Below are 17912 nucleotides of genomic sequence, written 5' to 3' on the forward strand. Positions count from 1 at the left end.
CGAGGTGACGCGGGCTGGTCACGACTGTGGTCGGTGGTGGACCAGCTTATCGTGCGCCCCCGCACCGACGCGCGAGCGGCGGTGCCGGTGCCGGGCCTGGCAGGATGGGCCGACGTGACCGCAAGACCGACCGACCTTTCCCGGCGCGGCGTTCTGCGCCTGGGCGCCGTCGCCGCCTTGGCCCTCCCGCTGGCCGCCTGTTCCGGGGGATACGACGAGAGCCCCGACCCGCTCGCCCCGCTCCTGTCCGCCGCCGACGCGGACGCCGCCGCGGCCAGAGCCCTCGGCGGCGGGGTCGCCGGGCAGGTCGCCGACGCGCGCGCCGCCCAGGCCGCCGCCCTGAAACCCGAGGTGGACCGGCTGAACCGGCCTTCGCAGGCCGGCACGCCACCGCCCGCGCCCGCGGACCTGAGCGCGTTCAAGGAGCGCCTGGCGACGGCCCGCAAGCAGGCCGAGGACCTCGTGCCCAGCCTCCCCGCCTACCGCGCCGGCCTGGTCGCGGGCGTCGCGGCCGGCTGCGCGAGCCTGCAGCGGCTGGCCTCGACGCTCGGGCCCGGCGAAGACGCCCAGGCCGTGGTGGCGCCCGCCGGCACCGCCAGCTCCGACGCGGTCGACCCCCTGCAGAAGGCGCTGGCCTCGGAACACGCCGCACTGTGGGTATACGGGCTGGTCACAGCCTTCCTGCCCGGCGAGTTCGGCGACGCCCTCAAGGCCGGGCGCGCCGAGCACACCGCGCGCCGCGACGTGGTCACCCAGATGATCGAGGCCGCGGGCGGCACGCCGGTGGCCCCGGAAGCGGCCTACGTGCCGCCGAAGCCGGTCGACGACACCGCCTCGGCCGCCGCGCTGGTCGCGAGCGCCGAGGAGGACTCGGCGGCCGCGTGGCTCGGCGTCGTTACCCACACGGACGGCGCGGGGCTGCGGAAGATGGCTTTGCAGGCGCTGATCGCGGCGGCCCGGCGCGGCACGCCGTGGCGCCAGGAGGCGGGCGAGAAGCCGACAGCGCTGGCGATGCCGGGTCAGCCGGCTTGAGTTCTCGGTGAAAAAGAGGGCCGTTCCCGATGTTTCGGGAACGGCCCTTTTGGTGTCTCGGTGTCTCGGTGTTCTTGGTGTCTCGGTGCCGGCGCGGGTCAGTGCAGGTCGGCGCCGAGGTCCAGCGCGCCGGTGGCGATGCGCTTGAGCAGCACGTCGTCGCGGTGCTTTGCGTAGAAGTCGGCGAGGACGATGGTGACGTCGGTGCCGGTGACCTGGGACTCGTACTCCGCCTGGTCGCCGCTCACCTTGGGCGCGCCCGCGGCCTTGTACGTGCCGTCGCGCACCAGGTCGCTCACGTTGCCGGTGCCGTCCTGGTCGGTCAGGGCCTTGAGCTGCGTCGCCTGCGCCGCGGTCGGCATGCTCACCTTGACGACGGAGACGAGCGCCTTCGCGTCGCCGTACTCGACCGTGTAGAGCCCGCGCGCGAGCGAGGTGCACGGGTTGGTCTGGAAGAACTTCTTGGTGTCGTCGTAGGCCTTCGCCGCGCAGTCGGTGGACTTGTTCGGGCCTTCCACCAGCTTGTAGTCGAAGGGGTTCGTCTTCGCCGGCTCCTGTGCCGCCACCGGTTCGGGCGTGCTGTCGTGCCGGATGAGGAACCAGATCAGCCCCGCCACGACGGCGATCACGACCAGGCCCGCACCGCGCACCAGCAACGCCTTCGTGTCCCGGGGCGGGGTGGGGCCGTTTCCGCCACCGGGCGGCGACCCCGGCTGCGCGGGCACCGCAGCGAGCGGCGCCGTGTCCGAGGGACCGGGGGTGAATTGGGGACCGACCACGGGCACATACCGTAGTTCACCGCGCTGAGCGCCTTCAGCCGAAGGCGGTGAGAAGGCGTTCGACGTCGTCAGGGGTGTTGTAGAGGTGGAACCCGGCGCGCACGCGACCGGCGCGTCTGCTCGCGACGAGGCCCGCCGCGGCGAGCCGCTGGGGGTCCGCGTCGAGCGACACGATGGCGGTGCCCCGGGGCGGGAGACCCAGGGCGGCGAGCAGGGAGTCCGCGAGGCCGACGTTGTGGTCGCGGACCGCGGCGACGTCGAGACCGGCGACGTACTCCAGCGCTTCCGCGGCCCCCGTGTGGGCGAACCAGACCGGGGAGAGGTCGAACGCGCGCGCGTCGCGGGCCAGGCGCAGGGGCAGGCCGTAGACCGTGGTCCAGGGGTCGTCCCCCGCGTACCACCCGGCGGCAACCGACCGCGTCCGCTCGTGGGCGCGCGGGTGCACGGCCAGCCAGGCGCACCCACGCGGCGAGAACAGCCACTTGTACCCGGCGCACACCACCCAGTCGGCCCACGCCACGTCCAGGGGCAGCCAGCCGGCGGCCTGCGTGACGTCGAGCAACACGGCCGCACCGCCGGCTTCCGTGGCTTCGCGCAGGACCTCGGTGTCCAGGACGGTGCCGTCGGCGGACTGCACGAGGCTGACCGCCACGAGGTCGTGGCCCTCGACGTGCCCGGGCAGCTCGGCCAGCGGCCGCTCGGTGACCTCGACATCGGGCCGCGCGGCGAACGGGAAGGTCACACTGGTGAAGTCCCCGGCTGCGACCAGGACACGCGCGCCGTCCGGCAGGCCCACCGCGACGTTGGCGACCAGCTGCGACACGGACGCACCGATGGCCACCCGGTCACCCGGCACGCCGGCCAGCTGGGCGAAGGCCTCGCGCGAGCGCGCCACGGCCTCGTCGAAACCGCCCGGCAGGTCCTTGCCGTTTCGCCACCGCTGCACGGCCTCGGCCACGGCGTCCGCGACGGGCTCGGGTGGGATTCCGATGCTCGGCGTGTTGAGGTACCCGGCGGGAACGGCGAAGTCGGCTCCGAAGGCGTGCATGGGGTGGACGCTACTGAAGCGGGGGAAGCAATTCGGCTGCCTCGACGCCAGCAGGCTGACCGAGGCGCGCATGGTTCCCGCCGGCGGCGCGCCACGAAAGGGCTAGCCTGTGCCTACCTGCTGAACCGGCGGCAGCATTGCGGCCCTGTCGCAGCACGTCCGCGCCCCAACGCCGCGCATGCCTTCAGCTGACCGCCGCATCAGTGCAGGAGAGCGGAGGCAGGGTCGTTCTCCGGCGAAGCATTCCCCGCGCTACAGGGGCGGCGGCAGCAACCCCGCTACCTCGGCGTAGGACGGCGGAGGCAGTGGCAGCGAAGTCCCTTCGCGGGCGGCGTCCACGGTCGCCAGGGCGGCGGCCAGCGCGACGCGGTAGGGCGTCGAACCCAGGCTCACCCTCGCCACCCCCAGCTCGGCGAGGCCGGCCAGCGTGACGCGGCCCGGGAGGAACAGGACGTTGAGCGGCACGTCCACCGCCGCCACCACCTCCGCGACCTCACCCGGGTCGGCGAGGCCCGGGACGAACACCCCGTCGGCGCCGGCGTCGCGGTAGGCGCGGGCCCGTTCGGCCGCAAGGGAAACCGGGCCGGCGCCGAGCCAGTGGGTGTCGGTGCGGGCGTTGAGGAAAACGCCGGGCGCAGCCGACCGGACCGCGGCGATCAAGGCACCCTGGACCTCCACCGGCGCGAGCGTGCCGTCGGCGCGGCCGTCTTCGAGGTTCACGCCCACCGCGCCCGCGTCGGCGAGTTCCGCGACCAGGTCGGCGACCTCGGCCGGCTCCGCACTGAAGCCGTCGGCGATGTCCACGCTCACCAGCACGTCCAGCGGCGCCAACGCTCGAGCCAGCGCCACCGTCGCGGCACGCGACGCCGGGGCGCCGTCCGCCAACCCGGCGGCGGCCGACACGCCGAGGCTCGTCGTCCCGACCGCCGGGTGCCCCGCCGCGGCCAGCGCGGCCGCGAAGCCGAACTCCCACACATTCGGCAGCAGCAGGGGCTTCCCGGGCACGTGCAACGCGGCGAACGAAGTCATGCCCGCGAACCTACGCGCGCAATGCTTCGGTGGCCGCCGAACCGACCCGCTCGGCTGCTCGCTGCGGCACCGCGGCAGCCGCCGAGCTGAGCACTCGACCTCCCCGCCAGGGGCGGCCGCCGCCCCAGTACTCCCCACGGACCACAGCGCGCGGGGCTCGGCAGCCGACTTGCCGCGCGCGCAACTGGCCACGACGCCGGCAGCCCGCCGACCAACCACTCAACCACCGCCTGCCGAGTTCAGTCGCCATCCGACCGCCGGCTCAGCTCTCGCCCGCCGTGGTGGCAGTCAACCGGCGGGCCGCTCGACGACCGCCTGTCGGGTTTCGGTCACTGCCCCAACCGCTGCCGCCATCGCCGCTGTCGCAGACGCTCGGCGGTGCTCGCTCAGCTGCCGCCCGCCATGATTGCCGCGCGGCGGGTGCGCAGGAGGGCGCGCAGGGCCGGGGCCGCGGGGCCTGCGGTCTGGTCCAGCGCGGCGAGGCGGGCGGCGTGGTGGCGGGTCGAGCGGCGGGTGAAGCCCACCTGGGCCGCCGCGGCGAGGGACGTCAGAGCGGCCGCGCGGGTGTCCACTTCGGACAAGGGCGCGTGCAGGGCTCGGTCCACAGTGGCGCGGACCGCTTCGGCCGGAGATCGGCCGTCGAGGCGCAGGACTTTGCGGCGAAGGAGCGGCGTGACGTGCGGTTGCAGGAGTCCGGCGGCGGCCAGCTGAAGTTCCAGGGAGCGGAGGGTGTCGGTCGAGTCGTGGCGTAGCAGGCGGCGCCAGCGGGTCGGGCCGGCGGCGATGAGGTCGGTGAGCAGGTCGTCGAGGAGCAGGTCGCCGGTGGGGCCGGAGCCGGCCGCCGAGACACGGCCGCCGGTTGTCCTCAACTGGCCGCGCAGCAGGAGGTCCGTCGTGGCGGACGCGCGGACGAGCAGCGCGGCGCGGCTGCGTCTGCGGATGCGGCCCGTGTCCGGGTCGCACGCGAGGAGGTAGGCCTGGGCGGCCAGCGAGAGAGTCATTGGCGCTTCACCAGCGGCCAGATCCGGTCCCACGATTGCGTCCTTCCCGAGTAGAGCCAGACGAGTCCCGGTACGACCTCGGTCACCGACGTGAAGTAGGGCTTCAGCAGTGCCGGGTCGAAGCCGGTGAAGAGCACGTCGCGCGCGCGGTCCGGTGGCCGGTCGAAGTACCAGTAGCCGCGGTGTCCACTGTAGACGTCGGTGATCCCGTACCGCGGGCCGTAATACTCGACGGCCGCGGCGAACGGGTAGATCTCCGCGTACACGGCCGTCTGCGCCTTCACGCCGGGTGGCAGCGAGGAGTACGTCTGCCCGACGACGTCGGCGACCTGCTTCTGCGCCGTCTCGCCGCCGGCGAACACAGTGCCGAGCGAGAAGGGCCCGAACGACGTCGCCGTGACCGACGCCGGCCACACCGGCAGCGCGGCCACGGTGACGGCGGCCGACAGTCCGAACGCGATCCCCACCGGAATCCGCCACCAGCGCACCAGGTCGCGCCGGCCCAGCTCCGTGGCGGCGGCCGCGAACGGCAGCGCGTAGAGGCTCATCAGGTAGTACGAGCGACCGTGCGTCAGCACCACCACCACGGTGACCAGCAGCAACGCCAAGGTGAGGTACCGGTACGGCCGCAGCGCGGGCGAGCGGAACAGGCGCCACACGCCGTAGAGCAGCGCCAGCACCCCGACGCCCATGCCCGCGCCGAGCAGCCCGTCGCGCGCGAAGGCGAGGTAGCCGGGGAACTCCGCGGCGACGACGTCGGCCATGTGCGGGTACGGCCAGTCGTGCGTGGCCTGCCAGACGAGCGCCGGAATGGTGGCGGCCACCGCGATCAGCGCGCCCAGCCACAGTTTCGGGCGGCTCAGCAGGCGGCGTGGGCCGAGGATCGCCGCCGACACCAGCACGGCGGCCCACAGCGCGGGGATCAGGAACTTGACCTCCAGCGACACCGCCGTGACGACGCCGGCCCACACGAGCAGGCCGTCGCGGCGCGTGCGGGTCCACCGGACCAGCAGGAAAACGACGACCGTCCACAGGAACGGGTCCAGTGCGTAGGTGGAGATCCAGTGGCTGAGGACGACCAGGTTCGACGTGGCGTACAGCCCGGCCGCCATCAGCTGCGCGGGCCGGCGGCCGCCCAGTTCGCGGGCGATCAGCGCGGTGATCACCACGCCGGCGCCGACCGCGAGCGCCATCGGCAGCCGGAACGCGAGCAGCGAACCGGGGAACAGGCGGTCGAGCGTGCCCGCGAGCAGCGGGACGAGCGGTGGCTGGTCGAAATACCCCCAGGCCGGATGATCTCGACCAGCCACCAGGAAGTAGAGCTCGTCGAAGCCGTGCGCGTAGCGGACGCTCGTGAGCACAAGCAGCGCCGCCGCCAGCACGGCCACGGTGAGCACCGGCAGCCGGGCGAACGGGGCGATCTCCCCCGTGCCGGTCTCGCGGCTCGTCATGAGGCTCGTCATGATCCGAGTCCACCGCGCCGGGCCGGGTCCGCGTAACGGTGATCGGTAGCCGGTGAAGCCGACGAACGTTGTCCCGCGCGCAACTTTCGTTGCGGGTCCTCCCCCGGCCGGTGCGATTCCGCCGCGGCGGTCCGGACCAGCCGTTACCGTGACGAGCGTGAGCGAAGTACGGCGTGGAACCTGGCCCCGGCCGGCGGACATGGTCTGGTTGCTGGTCGCGGCGCTCCTGTTCGCCGGGCTCGACTTCGCGTTGCACTGGGCCGGGCCGACGAGCGGGGTCCTCGGGCCGTACGCCGGGCTGGTGCTGCGGCTCGCCTGCGACTTCACGCTGCTGGCGGTGTTCCGCTTCCCCGACGCGGTGGCCGGGGTGCTCGTGGTGGCGTCGCTGGCGATGCTGGCGTCGGACCTGTTCTGGCCCGGGCTGCTGGTCCCCGCGCACCAGCCGAGCCTGATGACGGTGCCCACCATCACGCCGGTGGTGCTGAGCCAGCTCCCGCGCGTGATGGACCGGCGGCGGTTGCTGTGGATCGGCGGGGTGCTGGCGGTGCTGGCGACGAGGCCGTGGGACCCGGCGTGGAACACGACGCCGTTCGGGCTGCTGAGCACCGCGCTGCCGGTGGCGGTGGCGCTCTACTTCGTGGCGCGCCGGGACCTGCTGCGTTCGCTGCGCGACCGGGCCGAACGCGCCGAACGCGAGCAGCACCTGCTCGCGGAGCGGGCCCGCGCCGAGGAACGGCGGCGGCTCGCGGGCGAGATGCACGACGTGGTGACCCACCGGCTGAGCCTGATGGTGCTGCACGCGGGCGCGCTCGGCGTGGTGTCGACCGACCCCTCGGTGCGCTCCGCGGCCGAAGACATCCGCCGCGAGGGCGCGCACGCGCTCGACGAGCTGCGTGATCTGGTGGGCGTGCTGCGCGACGGGTCGAGCATCGAACCCCCGGTCGCTTCGCCGGCCCCGGTCGCTTCCCCGGCCGACCTGGTGGCCGAGTCGGTGGCCGTCGGCGTGGCCACGGAGCTTTCGGTGAGCGGCGACCCGGAGCAGGTGTCGCCGACGGTGGCGCGCACCGCGTACCGCGTGGTGCAGGAGGCGCTGACGAACGTCCGCAAGCACGCGCCGGGTTCGTCGGCCGCCGTGACGCTGCGGTACCACGCGGGTGGTCTCGACGTGTGCGTTACCAACACCCGCGCTTGCCGGCCGCCCGACCCGACGCTCGCGGGCAGCGGCTCGGGCGCGGGGCTGAGCGGGCTGCGCCAGCGCGTCGAGCTCGTCGGCGGGCAGCTCGAATCCGGGCCCGAGCCCGGCGGCGGGTTCCGCGTCGGTGCGATACTTCCCGCCTACGTCCCGACGACGGAAGGTGCGCCCCGGTGATCACGGTGGTCGTGGCCGACGACGAGCCGATGGTCTGCGCGCACCTGCGCACGATCCTGGGCTCGGCCGAGGACCTCACGGTGGTCGCCTCGGCTTCCGACGGCGCCGAAGCGGTCGAGGCCGTCGTGCGGCACCGCCCCGACGTCGTGCTCATGGACCTGCGCATGCCGGGCGTCGACGGGCTCACGGCGATCGCCCGCATCGTCCAGCTGCCCGACCCACCCGCGGTCGTCGCGCTGACCACCTTCGACGCGGACACCTACGTGATCCGGGCGCTGCGCGCGGGCGCCGCGGGCTTCCTCGTGAAGTCCACGCCGCCCGAAGACCTCATCGGCCTCGTCCGCGTCGCCGCCGACGGCCACACCGTCCTGTCCCCCTCCGCCGCGCGCCGCCTCGTCGCGCTGTCGGCCGACGGCCACGCCCGCACCGACTCGGCGCTGCGCCGCGTCGGCGCCCTCACCGACCGCGAACGCGACGTCCTGACGTGCCTCGGCGAGGGACTGTCCAATGCGGACATCGCCGGGCGCCTGCACCTCGCGGAGGCGACGGTGAAGAGCTACGTGTCGCGGATGCTGGTGAAGCTGGAGTGCGCGAACCGGACGCAGGCGGGCCTGCTGGCCCACGAAGCGGGGTTGGTCAGCCGCTGAGGCGGCACCGCGGCAGGGGTCGGCGGTCATGGCGGACTTCGCGGTGGGCGAAACCGTCCGGATCACCGGCACCACGATGACCGGCACCGTCGTGCACGTCGACGACAAGCGGCGGAAGTCCCTGGTGCGCACCGGCGACGTCATTCTGAACAGCCTCTAGGCCGACGAGCTGGAGCGCTTCGCCGGGTAGCGCCGATTCGCCGGCCGAGTGCGCCTTCAGGGCCCGGAAACGCGTCCGGCACTCGCGCACTGCGAACGATTGCAGTAGCCTGACCGCCACTGCGAGGAGGCGACGTGCGGGCTTTGCGGATCTCGGCGTGGGGTGGCGCCCTCGAGCCGGTGGTGGTCGCCGAACCGGAGCCGGCGCGCGGGGAGGTCCTCGTGCGGGTCGAGGCTTGTGGCATCGGCGTGACGGTGCTGCAGTGCATGAACGGGCAGCTCGGCTCGGAGGCGTCCCACCTGCCGCGGGTACCCGGGCACGAGCTGGTAGGGATCGTCGAAGCCGTGGGTCCCGGCACCGACCCGGCGCTGGTGGGCCGGCGGGTGATGGCGTACTTCTACCTCGTGTGCGGCGCGTGCCGCGAATGCCTGGCGGCGCGGGACTCCACGTGCCTGAACTTCCGCGGCAACGTCGGCGTCGCGATCGACGGCGGGTACGCCGAGTACGCGGTTCTCCCCTCGCTCAACGCGATCGAGGTCCCGCGCGAGGTGGACCCCGTGGCCGCGACCACGATCGCCGACGCCATCGCGACCCCGGTGCACATCGCCCGCCGCGCGGGGCTCGGGCCGCGCACGCGGGTCGCGGTCCTGGCGGCCGGCGGAGGGGTCGGGCTGCACATGGTCCAGGTGGCGCGCGCGTACGGGGCCGACGTGGTGGGGCTGGACGTGGTGGCGGACAAGCTCGAATACCTCGAGCAGCAGCTGGGGGTGCGGGCCGCCGACTCGTCCGACTTCGGTGCCATCGCGCTTCCGCCGGCCTGGGCGGGAAAGGCCGACGTGGTGATCGACCTGTACGGCCGGGCGCCCGCGCAGCGCTGGGCGCTCGACCACCTGGCGAAGAACGGTTCGCTGATGTGCCTGACCTCGATGCTCGACGAGGAGTTCACGGTCTCTTCGCGTGAGCTCGTCCTGTCCCAGCTCGCCGTGCTCGGCTGTCGGTACGCGTCGCGGTACGAGGTCGGGCTCGCCGCCGCGCTGGTCACCTCCGGACGCGTCCGGCCGTTGGTGAGCGCGGTGGTGGGGCCGGAGGAAGTACCCGCCGTGCACGAGCGGATCCGGTCGGGGTCCTTTCCCGGCCGCGCCGCGCTGGTGTGGTGATCCCCGGGATCAGAGGTACTGGACCAGGCAGAACTCGTGCTGTTCGGGGTCGGCCATCACGACGACGACACCCTCGACGTAGTCGTGCCGTTCCCCGGTCGACCGCCCGCCCAGAGCGAGGACCTGGGCGACGCCCTGGTCGATGTCGTCGACCGCGACGTCGAGGTGCAGCCGCACCTTGCCGTGCTTCGGCTCGGTCACGGGCTGGAAGACGAGGCGGGGCTGCGGGTCGCCGGCGGGGCCGAGGTAGACCCAGCCGGGCCGGGACCGGTCCGGCGGACGGTCCAGCAGAGCGCTCCAGAACCCCGCGACCCGTTCCACGTCAACGCAGTCGACGGTCACGCCGACCCAGCGGTTCGGCACGTCCCCGGCGCTCAGGCCGAGGCCGGCGCGTGTTCCGCGTCGAACGCTTCGCGGGCGGCGGTCACCTGGTCCATGTGGTGGCGCGCCCAGCCGGCGAGCATGTCGAGGGGCTCGGACAGGTTGCGGCCCAGCGGGGTGAGCTCGTATTCCACACGAGGCGGGATGACGGGGTACGCGGTGCGCGTGAGGATGCCGTCGCGGACGAGGCTGCGCAGCGTCTGCGTCAGGACCTTCTGGGAGATGCCCTCGACGCGTTTGCCGATCTGGGTGAAGCGCAGCGGGCCGTCGCGCAGCGAGCCGACGATGAGGACGGTCCACTGGTCGCCGATGCGGTCGAGGAGCTGACGGGTCGGGCAGTCGCGGTCGTAAGGGTTTCCCAGCACCACAGGGCCTCCTCGATGTCACTCTCCCGAAGAGAGTAACACTCCTGGGTGCCACCGGGACACCGCCGCACCCCCAGCGCAGCGCTGCCCACACGCGGGCGCCGGAACCCTACGGAGCGACCCGCGAAGTCTCCGCCACCAGACCCGCCACCACGCGGCCGATGAACCGCCCCAGCACCAGCCGGTAGAACCAGCCCGTCCCCGGCACCTTGCCCGTGAACGACGAGTGCCAGTGGATCTCCGTGCCGCCGTCGACCGGGGTCAGGTCGACGTACGCGCGGTAGTCACGCAGGGGCAGGCCGCTGCGCAGGGCGTAGCCGAACCGGCGGTCGGGAACCAGCTCGATCACCTCCTCGCACGAGCAGGTGCGCCCGGTGCGGAAGACCCGCAGCGCGCCCAGCCCTTCGCGTTCCGACGAACCCGCCCGGGCCAGTTCGAACGAGCCCAGCGGCGACCAGCGCGGCCAGCTCTCGCCGTCGCGCAGGAGCGCGTAGACCGTCGCCGGTCGGCGGACGTGCGGGCCCGGACCGAGATTCTTTGCATCAGGCCTCCTCAACCGTCATGTACCACGTGGTACATGTACCATCCGGTACATGACGGAGGCAAGGGCGAAGCTCCTCGACGCTGCCGTCGAGCACATCGCGCGGAACGGGGCGGACCACAGCCTTCGCGCATTGGCGACGGCGCTCGGCACGAGCCACCGGATGCTCATCTACCACTTCGGCTCGAAGGAAGGCCTGCTCACGGAGGTCGCGCGCGAGGTGGAACGCCGGCAGCGCGCCGTGCTGGCCGACCTCGACCCCAGCCTGCCGCCGGACGAGCTGGCGCGCGTGTTCTGGCGCCGGCTCACCGACGAGACGCTGCGGCACAACGAAAAACTCTTCTTCCAGCTCTACGGCCAGGCTCTCGGCGGCACGCCCGGCACGGCGGAGTTCCTCGACGGCGTGATCGACGGCTGGCTCGCGCCCGTCGAGGCGCTGCTCGAACGGCTCGGCGTGCCCGAGCGGCACCGCGCGGCGCAGGCCCGGCTCGGTCTCGCCGTGGCGCGCGGGCTGCTGCTCGACCTCGTCACCACGGGCGACCGCGAAGCCGTCGACGCGGCGATGGAACGCTTTCTGACCCTGCAGAACGCCGGTTTCTTGCAGACCTGACCCTTGACTTGACGTTTTCCTGCATACACGATGCATCCGTGCAGGACGAAGCCAAAGTCAGCGAGCTTGACCGGCGCATCGTCGCCGCGCTGCAGCTCAACGGGCGCGCGTCGTGGGGCGCGATCGCCCGGCACGTGGGCACGAGCGAGTCCACCGTGCTGCGCCGCGCCGGGCAGCTGACGGAGTCCGGCCAGCTGAGCGTGATCGGCGTGGTCGACGTGCTGCGCTGCGGCCTCGGCGTGCCGGTGCTGGCGCGGCTGCGGTGCCGGCCGGGCACCGCCACCGCCGTCGCCGAGGCGCTGGCCGCGCGGCCCGAGGTCCGCTACGCCACCGTGCTCGCCGGCAGCGCCGACTGCTCCGCCGAGTTCGTGCTCCCGACCTACCGCGACGTCGCCCGTCTGCAGGGCGACTTCCCCGCGGCCGACAACGTCCGCGACGCCGAGACCTTCGCCGTGATGCGCACGTTCACCTCCAACCACGACTGGAACTCCGGTGAGCTCAGCGCGGAGGCGGCGGCCGAGCTGCGCGGCGGCGAGGTGCGCCCGTTCGAGGAACAGCACTGGGAACGCCCGCCGGAGCACCTCGACGAGCTGGACCTCGCGATCAGCGCCGCCCTCGGCGAAGACGGCCGGCTCTCGTTCAAGGAGGTCTCGCGCCAGGTCGGCACGAGCGAGTCCACCGTCGCGCGCCGCGTCGACTCCCTCGTGCGCCGCGGCTGCCTGCGGTTCCGCACGCTCGCCGAGCCCGCGATGTTCGGCTACGCACTGGAGTTCATGCTCTGGCTCTCGGTCGTCCCGGCCGAGCTCGACCGCGCCGGGCAGCAGCTCGCCGCGCACCCGGGCACGAAGTACCTCAGCGCCACGACCGGCCGGTTCAACCTGGTCGGCCAGATCGTGCTGCGCCACTACGGCGAGCTCTACCGCCACACCACCGACGTCGTCGGCGCCCTGCCGGGCCTGCGGGAAGCCGACGTGACCCTGCAGGTCTCGACCCTCAAACGCGCCTGGTCGCCCACGCCCGCGGCCACAGCAACCCGGGAGGAAGCATGACCGAACAACCGTGGCTCTGGGACGAGAAGACGTGGCGGGGGCACGTCGAGCACGTCCGCGCCGGGCGCTCGCTGCGCCCGGCTTCGTGGCCCGGCGGCGCGAAGGTGGCCGTGGCGCTGTCGTTCGACTCCGACCACGAGACGCCCGCCCTGCGTGACGGCGAAGTGCTGCCCGGAAAGCTCGCGCAAGGCGAGTACGGCGCCCGCGTCGGCGTGCCGCGCCTGCTCAAGCTGCTGGACCGCTTCGGCGCGCCCGCGTCCTTCTTCGTCCCCGCCGTGTCGGCCCTGCTGCACGACGGCGAGGTCAAGTCCTATGTGGACGCCGGGCACGAAGTCGCGTTGCACGGCTGGATCCACGAACGCAACACCGCCCTCACCGAGACCGAGGAGCGCGACCTCGCCTTCCGCGCCGCCGACGTGCTGGACCGCCTCACCGGCACCCGTCCGGTCGGCATCCGCACGCCGTCGTGGGACTTCTCGGCGCACACGCTCACCATCACGCGCGAGCTCGGCCTGAAGTACGACTCCTCACTGATGGCCGACGACGACTGCTACGAGCTGCTCGAGAACGGCGAGCCCACCGGCGTCGTCGAGCTGCCCGTGGAATGGATCCGCGACGACGCGCCGTACTTCATGATGGACCGCTTCGCCTCGCTGCGGCCGTACACGCCGCCGCGCGGGGTGCTCTCGATCTGGCGCGACGAGTTCGACGCCGCCTACGCCGAAGGCGGGCTGTTCCAGCTCACCATGCACCCGCACATCATCGGGCACCGTTCGCGCGTCGCGATCCTCACCGAGCTGCTCGACCACATCAGCGGCCACGACGGCGTGTGGTTCGCCACCCACGCCCAGGTCGTCGACCACGTCCTCACCCGCGGGGAGGCCCGCCCATGACCACGGTCCCGTCCACTTCGGACACGTCCGTCGCCACCCACCGGCTCAACCCGCAGCAGCGCAAGGCGATCGTCGCCGGCTCGATCGGCAACACCGTCGAGTGGGTCGACTGGGCGGTCTACGCCACGTTCTCCCCCATCTTCGCCGGCCAGTTCTTCGCCGGTGGCAACGAAACCGCGGCCCTGCTGTCCACGTTGGCCGTGTTCGCGGTCGGCTTCGTGATGCGGCCGATCGGCGGCGCGGTGCTGGGCGCGTACGCGGACCGGCGTGGCCGCAAGAAGGGCCTCACGCTCACCATCTCGCTGATGGCGGCCGCGTCGATCGTGATCGCGGTCTGCCCCACCTACAGCCAGATCGGCGTCGGCGCCCCGATCGTGCTGTTGCTGGCCCGGCTCGTGCAGGGCTTTTCGGCGGGCGGCGAGTTCGGTTCGTCGTCGGCGTTCCTCATCGAGTCGGCCGCCGCCGGGCGCCGCGCGTTCGCCGGGTCCTGGCAGCAGGTCTCCGTCGGCGCCGGCACGCTCATCGCCGCGCTGCTCGGCACCATCCTCAACTCGACGCTGTCCGACTCCGCCCTGCACGGGTGGGGCTGGCGGCTCGCGTTCGGCGTCGCGGGGCTGCTGGGCCTGGTCGGGCTGTGGCTGCGCCGTTCGGTGCACGAGACGGAGGCGTTCGGCAAGACCACCGCCCTGCCGCGCCGCAACCCCGTCGTCGCGATGTTCCGCGACCACCCGGGCGCGGCGCTGCGCGTGGCCGGCGTGACGATCGCGGGCACGCTCATCTACTACGTGTGGGTCAGCTACATGCCGGCCTACGCCCACCTCGCCACCGGCATCCCGCTCAAGACCGCGCTGCTGGCCAACACGCTGGCGATGCTCGTGTTCATCTGCCTGCTGCCCTTCGGCGGCCTGCTGTCCGACCGCATCGGCCGCAAACCCACGATGACCGCGTTCGCGGCCGGGTTCGTGATCTTCGCGTGGCCCGCGTTCCACTTCCTGGCCAACGGGTTCTGGAGCGTGTTCGTGATCGAGCTCATCGGGCTCGTGCTGATCGTCGGCTACTCGGCCAACTGCGCCGTGATCATGGCCGAGCAGTTCCCGCCCGAGGTGCGCACCACCGGCATCGGGCTGCCCTACGCGCTGGCCGTCGCCGTGTTCGGCGGCACCGCGCCGTACATCACGACCTGGCTCAACGCCAACCACCACGGGGACCTCGTGTGGATCTACGTCGCCGTCGCCGCCCTGATCGGCGTCGCGGTGTACCTCACGATGCCCGAGACGAAGGGAAAGCAGCTCTAGTGCGCACCGTCCTCGTCACCGGTGCCGCGGGCGGGATCGGGGCCGCGATCGCGGCCCGCTTCGCCGCCGCGGGCGATCGGCTGGCCGTGTCGGACCTGCGTCCGGCCGAACTGTCCACAGTGGCCGAAAAGCTGCGCGCCGACCACGGCGTGGCCGTGACCGAGCTGCCCGGTGACCTCGCCGACGCCGCCTACGCCGAAGGCCTGGTGGACGCGGCCGGCGCGGTCGACGTGCTCGTGAACGCCGCCGGCATCTACCCCGCCACCCGCCTCCTCGACATGACCGCCGAGCGGTGGGACCGCGTGCAGGACGTGAACGTGCGGGCCGCGGTGCTCACCACCGTCGCGTTCGGGCGCAAGCACGTGGCCGCCGGGACCACCGGCACGGTCGTGAACATCTCCTCCGGCGCCGCCACCCGCGCGCGGCCCGGCGCGTCGCACTACGCGACGTCGAAGGCCGCGCTGGAGATGGCGACCAGGGCGTGTGCGGTGGAGCTCGGACCGCACGGCATCCGCGTCAACGCCGTGAGCCCCGGGTTCGTCACGGTCGACAGCGAAGCCAATCCCGTGACCGAGGCCTATGCCGCGGCCGTGTCGGTGAACCCGCTCGGCCGCCGCGGCGCGCCGGGTGAGATCGCCGACGCCGTGTTCTGGCTGGCCGGCCCGGAGGCCGGGTGGATCACGGGCACGGTGCTGCGCGTCGACGGCGGCTCGACCGCGGGTGCGGCGGGCCTGCCGTTGCACTGGTCCGGCGAGACCGCGGTTCAGAAGGGAACCACGCATGTCTGAGCGCTCGTACACGGTGGTCGGCGGCGGCGCGATCGGCGGCACACTGGCATTCCACCTTGCCAAGGCCGGGCATCCGGTGGTGGTCGTCGACGCGGACGCGGCCCACGTGGCCGCGATCAACTCAGGGGGACTCACCCTGGTGCGGCCCGAAGGTGCCGAGCGCGTCGACCTCCCCGCGTTCGTCCCCGGCGAGGCACCGCCGGACCTGGGCCGCGTGCTGCTCGCGGTGAAGGCCCAGGCCACGGAACACGCCATGCAGTGGCTCGAACCGCGGCTGGCCGCCGACGGATTCGTGGTGTCACTGCAGAACGGGCTCAACGAGCAGCTCATCGCGTCGTTCGTCGGCGCCGGGCGCACGGTGGGCGCGTTCGTGAACCTCTTCGCCGACGTCGCCGAACCCGGCGTGGTGCGCGACGGCGGGGCCGGCGCCCTGGTCGTCGGCGAGCCCGACGGCCGGATCACGCGCCGTGTCGAGGAGGTCGTGGCCGACCTGCAGGCGTGGGGCCCGGCGAAGGCGACCGCCAACGTCGAGGGTTACCTGTGGGCCAAGCTCGGGTTCGGCGCGATGCTGACCACGACGGCGCTGGCCGACGCGCCGATGGCCGACCTCATCGACCGGCACCGGCCGCTGATGCACGCGCTCGCCGCCGAGGTGTTCGCGGCGGCCGGCGCGCGCGTGCTGGAGCCGTTCGACCAGTTCGACCCGGCCGCGTACCTGCCGGGTGCCGACGGGCGGGAGGCGGCGACGGACCGGCTCGTGGCCTGGCTGCGCACGATGCCGAAGGACCGCAGCGGGATCTGGCGTGACATCGCCGTGCGCCACCGCCCGGTGGAGGTCTTCCACCACTACGCGCCGGTGCTCGACGAAGCCGCCGAGTTGGGGATCGGCCTGCCGCTCCTGACCGCCGTGCTCAAGCGCCTGGGCGATGTCGAGGCCGGCACACCGATGTCCGAGGACCACCTCACCGAACTGGAGGCACACCTGTGACCGGGATCCGGGAGCTGCACGAGTGGGTGCGCGCGCACCGCGACGACCTGCTCGCCGACCTCGCCGAGTACGTCGGGATCGAGACTCCCAGTGACGACAAGGAAAGTCTCACCCGCGGACTGTCCTGGGTGGACGGCTGGCTGCGTACCCGGCTGGGCGAGCCCGCAGCCGTGCGCGACGTCGACGGCGGCCGCCACGGCGACATCAAGATCTACGACTACCCCGGCGCCGGTGAGCAGCCCGTGCTGCTGCTCTGCCACTACGACACGGTGTGGCCGCTGGGCACGCTCGCCGAGTGGCCGTTCACCGTCGACGGCGACCGCGCGACGGGGCCGGGGATCTTCGACATGAAGTCGGGCCTGGTCCACGCCGTGTGGGCGCTGCGGGCGCTCGACGCGGCGGGGCTGCCGCGTCCGGCGATCCGGCTGGTCCTCAACGGCGACGAGGAGCTCGGCAGCCCCGCCTCGCGGCCGGCGATCGAGGAGGCGGCCGCGGGCACTCGCGCAACCCTGGTGTTCGAAGCGAGCGCCGACGGTGCCGTGAAGACCTCGCGCAAGGGCGTCGGCCTCTTCCAGGTGCACGCGAAGGGCGTGGAATCCCACGCGGGCCTCGACCCGACGAAGGGCGCGAGCGCGATCGACGAGCTGGCCCGGGCGATCCTGGCGCTGCACGCGCTGACCGACCTCGACGCCGGGACCACCGTGAACGTCGGCGTGATCTCCGGCGGCAGCAGGCAGAACGTGATCGCCGGGTCGGCGCGCGGCGAGATCGACGTGCGCGTGTCCAGCGCCGCCGAAGCCGCCCGCATCGACGCCGGTGTCGCTTCGCTGACCGCCCACGACCCGCGGGCCACCGTGGTGGTGGAGGGCGGCTGGAACCGGCCGGTGATGGAGCGATCCGAGGGCATCGCGCGGCTTTACGAGCTCGCGCGCGACCTCGCGGCCGAGCTGGGCGTGACCCTGCGCGAATGCTCCGTCGGCGGCGCCAGCGACGGCAACTTCGTGGCCGCCCTGGGCCACCCGGTCCTCGACGGCTTCGGCGCCGTCGGCGACGGCGCGCACGCGCGGCACGAGCACATCAGCGTCGCGGGCATGCTCGAACGCACGGCGCTCGCGGCGGCGGTCCTGCACCGGCTCGGCACGGAGTAACGCACCCCGCCCACGGCCGACCCCTCACCTTCCGGCGCTCCGACGAGCGCCCCGATGTGGCGTTCGGTGCGTTGAACGCACCCAACGCCGCATGGGGGTGCGTTGGCCTGGGCCGGAGGGAAGCGCGGCGGTCGCGGCCCGGGCTTTACGAAGCCCGAACATTCGCCCC

At 73.1% G+C, this 17912-nt stretch carries 20 protein-coding genes; 12 read left to right on the forward strand and 8 right to left on the reverse strand.

Annotated elements, in window-relative coordinates; genetic code table 11:
- Window positions 1-114: 114 nt before the first annotated feature.
- Window positions 115-1032, forward strand: a complete 918-nt coding sequence (locus tag ACQPXB_RS32060; protein WP_432856873.1) for a ferritin-like domain-containing protein — start codon at window positions 115-117, stop codon at window positions 1030-1032.
- Between the two features lie 98 nt (window positions 1033-1130).
- Here ACQPXB_RS32060 and ACQPXB_RS32065 read toward each other — a convergent pair whose 3' ends face one another.
- From ACQPXB_RS32065 to ACQPXB_RS32085, 5 genes are all read right to left on the reverse strand, one after another.
- Window positions 1131-1811, reverse strand: coding sequence for a hypothetical protein (locus tag ACQPXB_RS32065; RefSeq protein ID WP_386950265.1), 681 nt, complete (start codon window positions 1809-1811; stop codon window positions 1131-1133).
- A gap of 34 nt (window positions 1812-1845) precedes the next feature.
- Window positions 1846-2859, reverse strand: coding sequence for an aminotransferase class V-fold PLP-dependent enzyme (locus tag ACQPXB_RS32070; RefSeq protein ID WP_432845489.1), 1014 nt, complete (start codon window positions 2857-2859; stop codon window positions 1846-1848).
- A 252-nt stretch (window positions 2860-3111) separates the two neighbouring features.
- Window positions 3112-3888: an isocitrate lyase/PEP mutase family protein gene (locus ACQPXB_RS32075; protein ID WP_432845490.1), complete on the reverse strand. Its 777-nt coding sequence runs from the start codon at window positions 3886-3888 to the stop codon at window positions 3112-3114.
- Between the two features lie 386 nt (window positions 3889-4274).
- Window positions 4275-4889 (reverse strand): GPP34 family phosphoprotein, encoded by a 615-nt coding sequence (locus ACQPXB_RS32080; protein ID WP_432845491.1) that lies wholly within the window; start codon window positions 4887-4889, stop codon window positions 4275-4277.
- Window positions 4886-6352, reverse strand: a complete 1467-nt coding sequence (locus ACQPXB_RS32085; RefSeq protein WP_432845492.1) for an ArnT family glycosyltransferase — start codon at window positions 6350-6352, stop codon at window positions 4886-4888. Before ACQPXB_RS32085 ends, ACQPXB_RS32080 begins: the two co-directional genes overlap by 4 nt.
- A gap of 157 nt (window positions 6353-6509) precedes the next feature.
- On the opposite strand from ACQPXB_RS32085, the gene ACQPXB_RS32090 reads away from it, so the two are divergent.
- From ACQPXB_RS32090 to ACQPXB_RS32105, 4 genes are all read left to right on the forward strand, one after another.
- Entirely contained in the window at window positions 6510-7721 is a 1212-nt protein-coding gene (locus ACQPXB_RS32090) for a sensor histidine kinase (protein ID WP_432845493.1), read from the forward strand.
- Window positions 7718-8368, forward strand: a complete 651-nt coding sequence (locus ACQPXB_RS32095; protein ID WP_386950281.1) for a response regulator — start codon at window positions 7718-7720, stop codon at window positions 8366-8368. The genes ACQPXB_RS32090 and ACQPXB_RS32095 overlap by 4 nt, the downstream gene beginning before the upstream one ends.
- Window positions 8369-8396: 28 nt before the next feature.
- Window positions 8397-8528 carry a hypothetical protein gene (locus tag ACQPXB_RS32100; RefSeq protein WP_432845494.1) on the forward strand — a complete coding sequence of 44 codons (132 nt, stop codon included), beginning with the start codon at window positions 8397-8399 and terminating at the stop codon, window positions 8526-8528.
- Window positions 8529-8662: 134 nt separating this feature from the next.
- Complete coding sequence (locus ACQPXB_RS32105; protein WP_432845495.1) at window positions 8663-9685, forward strand: alcohol dehydrogenase catalytic domain-containing protein; 1023 nt, start codon at window positions 8663-8665, stop codon at window positions 9683-9685.
- A 9-nt stretch (window positions 9686-9694) separates the two neighbouring features.
- On the opposite strand, the gene ACQPXB_RS32110 is transcribed toward ACQPXB_RS32105, so the two are convergent.
- The 3 genes from ACQPXB_RS32110 to ACQPXB_RS32120 form a co-directional block, all read right to left on the reverse strand.
- Window positions 9695-10048, reverse strand: a complete 354-nt coding sequence (locus ACQPXB_RS32110; protein WP_432845496.1) for a VOC family protein — start codon at window positions 10046-10048, stop codon at window positions 9695-9697.
- Between the two features lie 11 nt (window positions 10049-10059).
- Window positions 10060-10431 carry a winged helix-turn-helix transcriptional regulator gene (locus ACQPXB_RS32115; RefSeq protein WP_366582247.1) on the reverse strand — a complete coding sequence of 124 codons (372 nt, stop codon included), beginning with the start codon at window positions 10429-10431 and terminating at the stop codon, window positions 10060-10062.
- 109 nt (window positions 10432-10540) lie between these two features.
- Window positions 10541-10987, reverse strand: a complete 447-nt coding sequence (locus ACQPXB_RS32120) for an SRPBCC family protein (protein WP_432845497.1) — start codon at window positions 10985-10987, stop codon at window positions 10541-10543.
- A 37-nt stretch (window positions 10988-11024) separates the two neighbouring features.
- Here ACQPXB_RS32120 and ACQPXB_RS32125 point away from each other — a divergent pair, with 37 nt between their 5' ends.
- The 7 genes from ACQPXB_RS32125 to ACQPXB_RS32155 are packed head-to-tail and all read left to right on the forward strand — an operon-like array spanning window position 11025 to window position 17743.
- Window positions 11025-11582, forward strand: coding sequence for a TetR/AcrR family transcriptional regulator (locus ACQPXB_RS32125; protein ID WP_366582249.1), 558 nt, complete (start codon window positions 11025-11027; stop codon window positions 11580-11582).
- Window positions 11583-11620: 38 nt separating this feature from the next.
- A complete protein-coding gene (locus ACQPXB_RS32130; RefSeq protein WP_432845498.1) occupies window positions 11621-12631 on the forward strand; it encodes an Lrp/AsnC family transcriptional regulator in 1011 nt (336 codons plus the stop codon).
- Window positions 12628-13524 carry a polysaccharide deacetylase family protein gene (locus tag ACQPXB_RS32135; RefSeq protein ID WP_432845499.1) on the forward strand — a complete coding sequence of 299 codons (897 nt, stop codon included), beginning with the start codon at window positions 12628-12630 and terminating at the stop codon, window positions 13522-13524. Before ACQPXB_RS32130 ends, ACQPXB_RS32135 begins: the two co-directional genes overlap by 4 nt.
- Entirely contained in the window at window positions 13521-14819 is a 1299-nt protein-coding gene (locus tag ACQPXB_RS32140) for an MFS transporter (protein ID WP_366582252.1), read from the forward strand. The genes ACQPXB_RS32135 and ACQPXB_RS32140 overlap by 4 nt, the downstream gene beginning before the upstream one ends.
- A complete protein-coding gene (locus tag ACQPXB_RS32145; protein ID WP_366582253.1) occupies window positions 14819-15607 on the forward strand; it encodes an SDR family NAD(P)-dependent oxidoreductase in 789 nt (262 codons plus the stop codon). The genes ACQPXB_RS32140 and ACQPXB_RS32145 overlap by 1 nt, the downstream gene beginning before the upstream one ends.
- Window positions 15600-16595, forward strand: coding sequence for a ketopantoate reductase family protein (locus ACQPXB_RS32150; protein WP_432845500.1), 996 nt, complete (start codon window positions 15600-15602; stop codon window positions 16593-16595). Before ACQPXB_RS32145 ends, ACQPXB_RS32150 begins: the two co-directional genes overlap by 8 nt.
- The gene (locus ACQPXB_RS32155; RefSeq protein ID WP_432845501.1) at window positions 16592-17743 is read left to right on the forward strand and encodes a M20 family metallopeptidase; all 1152 of its coding nucleotides are present in this window, start codon (window positions 16592-16594) and stop codon (window positions 17741-17743) included. The genes ACQPXB_RS32150 and ACQPXB_RS32155 overlap by 4 nt, the downstream gene beginning before the upstream one ends.
- Window positions 17744-17912 lie beyond the last annotated feature (169 nt).

It is taken from the genome of Amycolatopsis sp. CA-161197, from assembly GCF_050942255.1.
Lineage (GTDB): Bacteria > Actinomycetota > Actinomycetes > Mycobacteriales > Pseudonocardiaceae > Amycolatopsis.

What these genes read in the sequence shown, in the direction of transcription:
- ACQPXB_RS32100 (WP_432845494.1), top strand. Translation starts at nt 8,397, where the DNA reads ATGGCGGACTTCGCGGTGGGCGAAACCGTCCGGATCACCGGCACCACG.
- ACQPXB_RS32075 (WP_432845490.1), bottom strand. Translation starts at nt 3,888, where the DNA reads ATGACTTCGTTCGCCGCGTTGCACGTGCCCGGGAAGCCCCTGCTGCTG.
- ACQPXB_RS32140 (WP_366582252.1), top strand. Translation starts at nt 13,521, where the DNA reads ATGACCACGGTCCCGTCCACTTCGGACACGTCCGTCGCCACCCACCGG.
- ACQPXB_RS32080 (WP_432845491.1), bottom strand. Translation starts at nt 4,889, where the DNA reads ATGACTCTCTCGCTGGCCGCCCAGGCCTACCTCCTCGCGTGCGACCCG.
- ACQPXB_RS32085 (WP_432845492.1), bottom strand. Translation starts at nt 6,352, where the DNA reads ATGACGAGCCTCATGACGAGCCGCGAGACCGGCACGGGGGAGATCGCC.
- ACQPXB_RS32070 (WP_432845489.1), bottom strand. Translation starts at nt 2,859, where the DNA reads ATGCACGCCTTCGGAGCCGACTTCGCCGTTCCCGCCGGGTACCTCAAC.
- ACQPXB_RS32135 (WP_432845499.1), top strand. Translation starts at nt 12,628, where the DNA reads ATGACCGAACAACCGTGGCTCTGGGACGAGAAGACGTGGCGGGGGCAC.
- ACQPXB_RS32150 (WP_432845500.1), top strand. Translation starts at nt 15,600, where the DNA reads ATGTCTGAGCGCTCGTACACGGTGGTCGGCGGCGGCGCGATCGGCGGC.
- ACQPXB_RS32125 (WP_366582249.1), top strand. Translation starts at nt 11,025, where the DNA reads ATGACGGAGGCAAGGGCGAAGCTCCTCGACGCTGCCGTCGAGCACATC.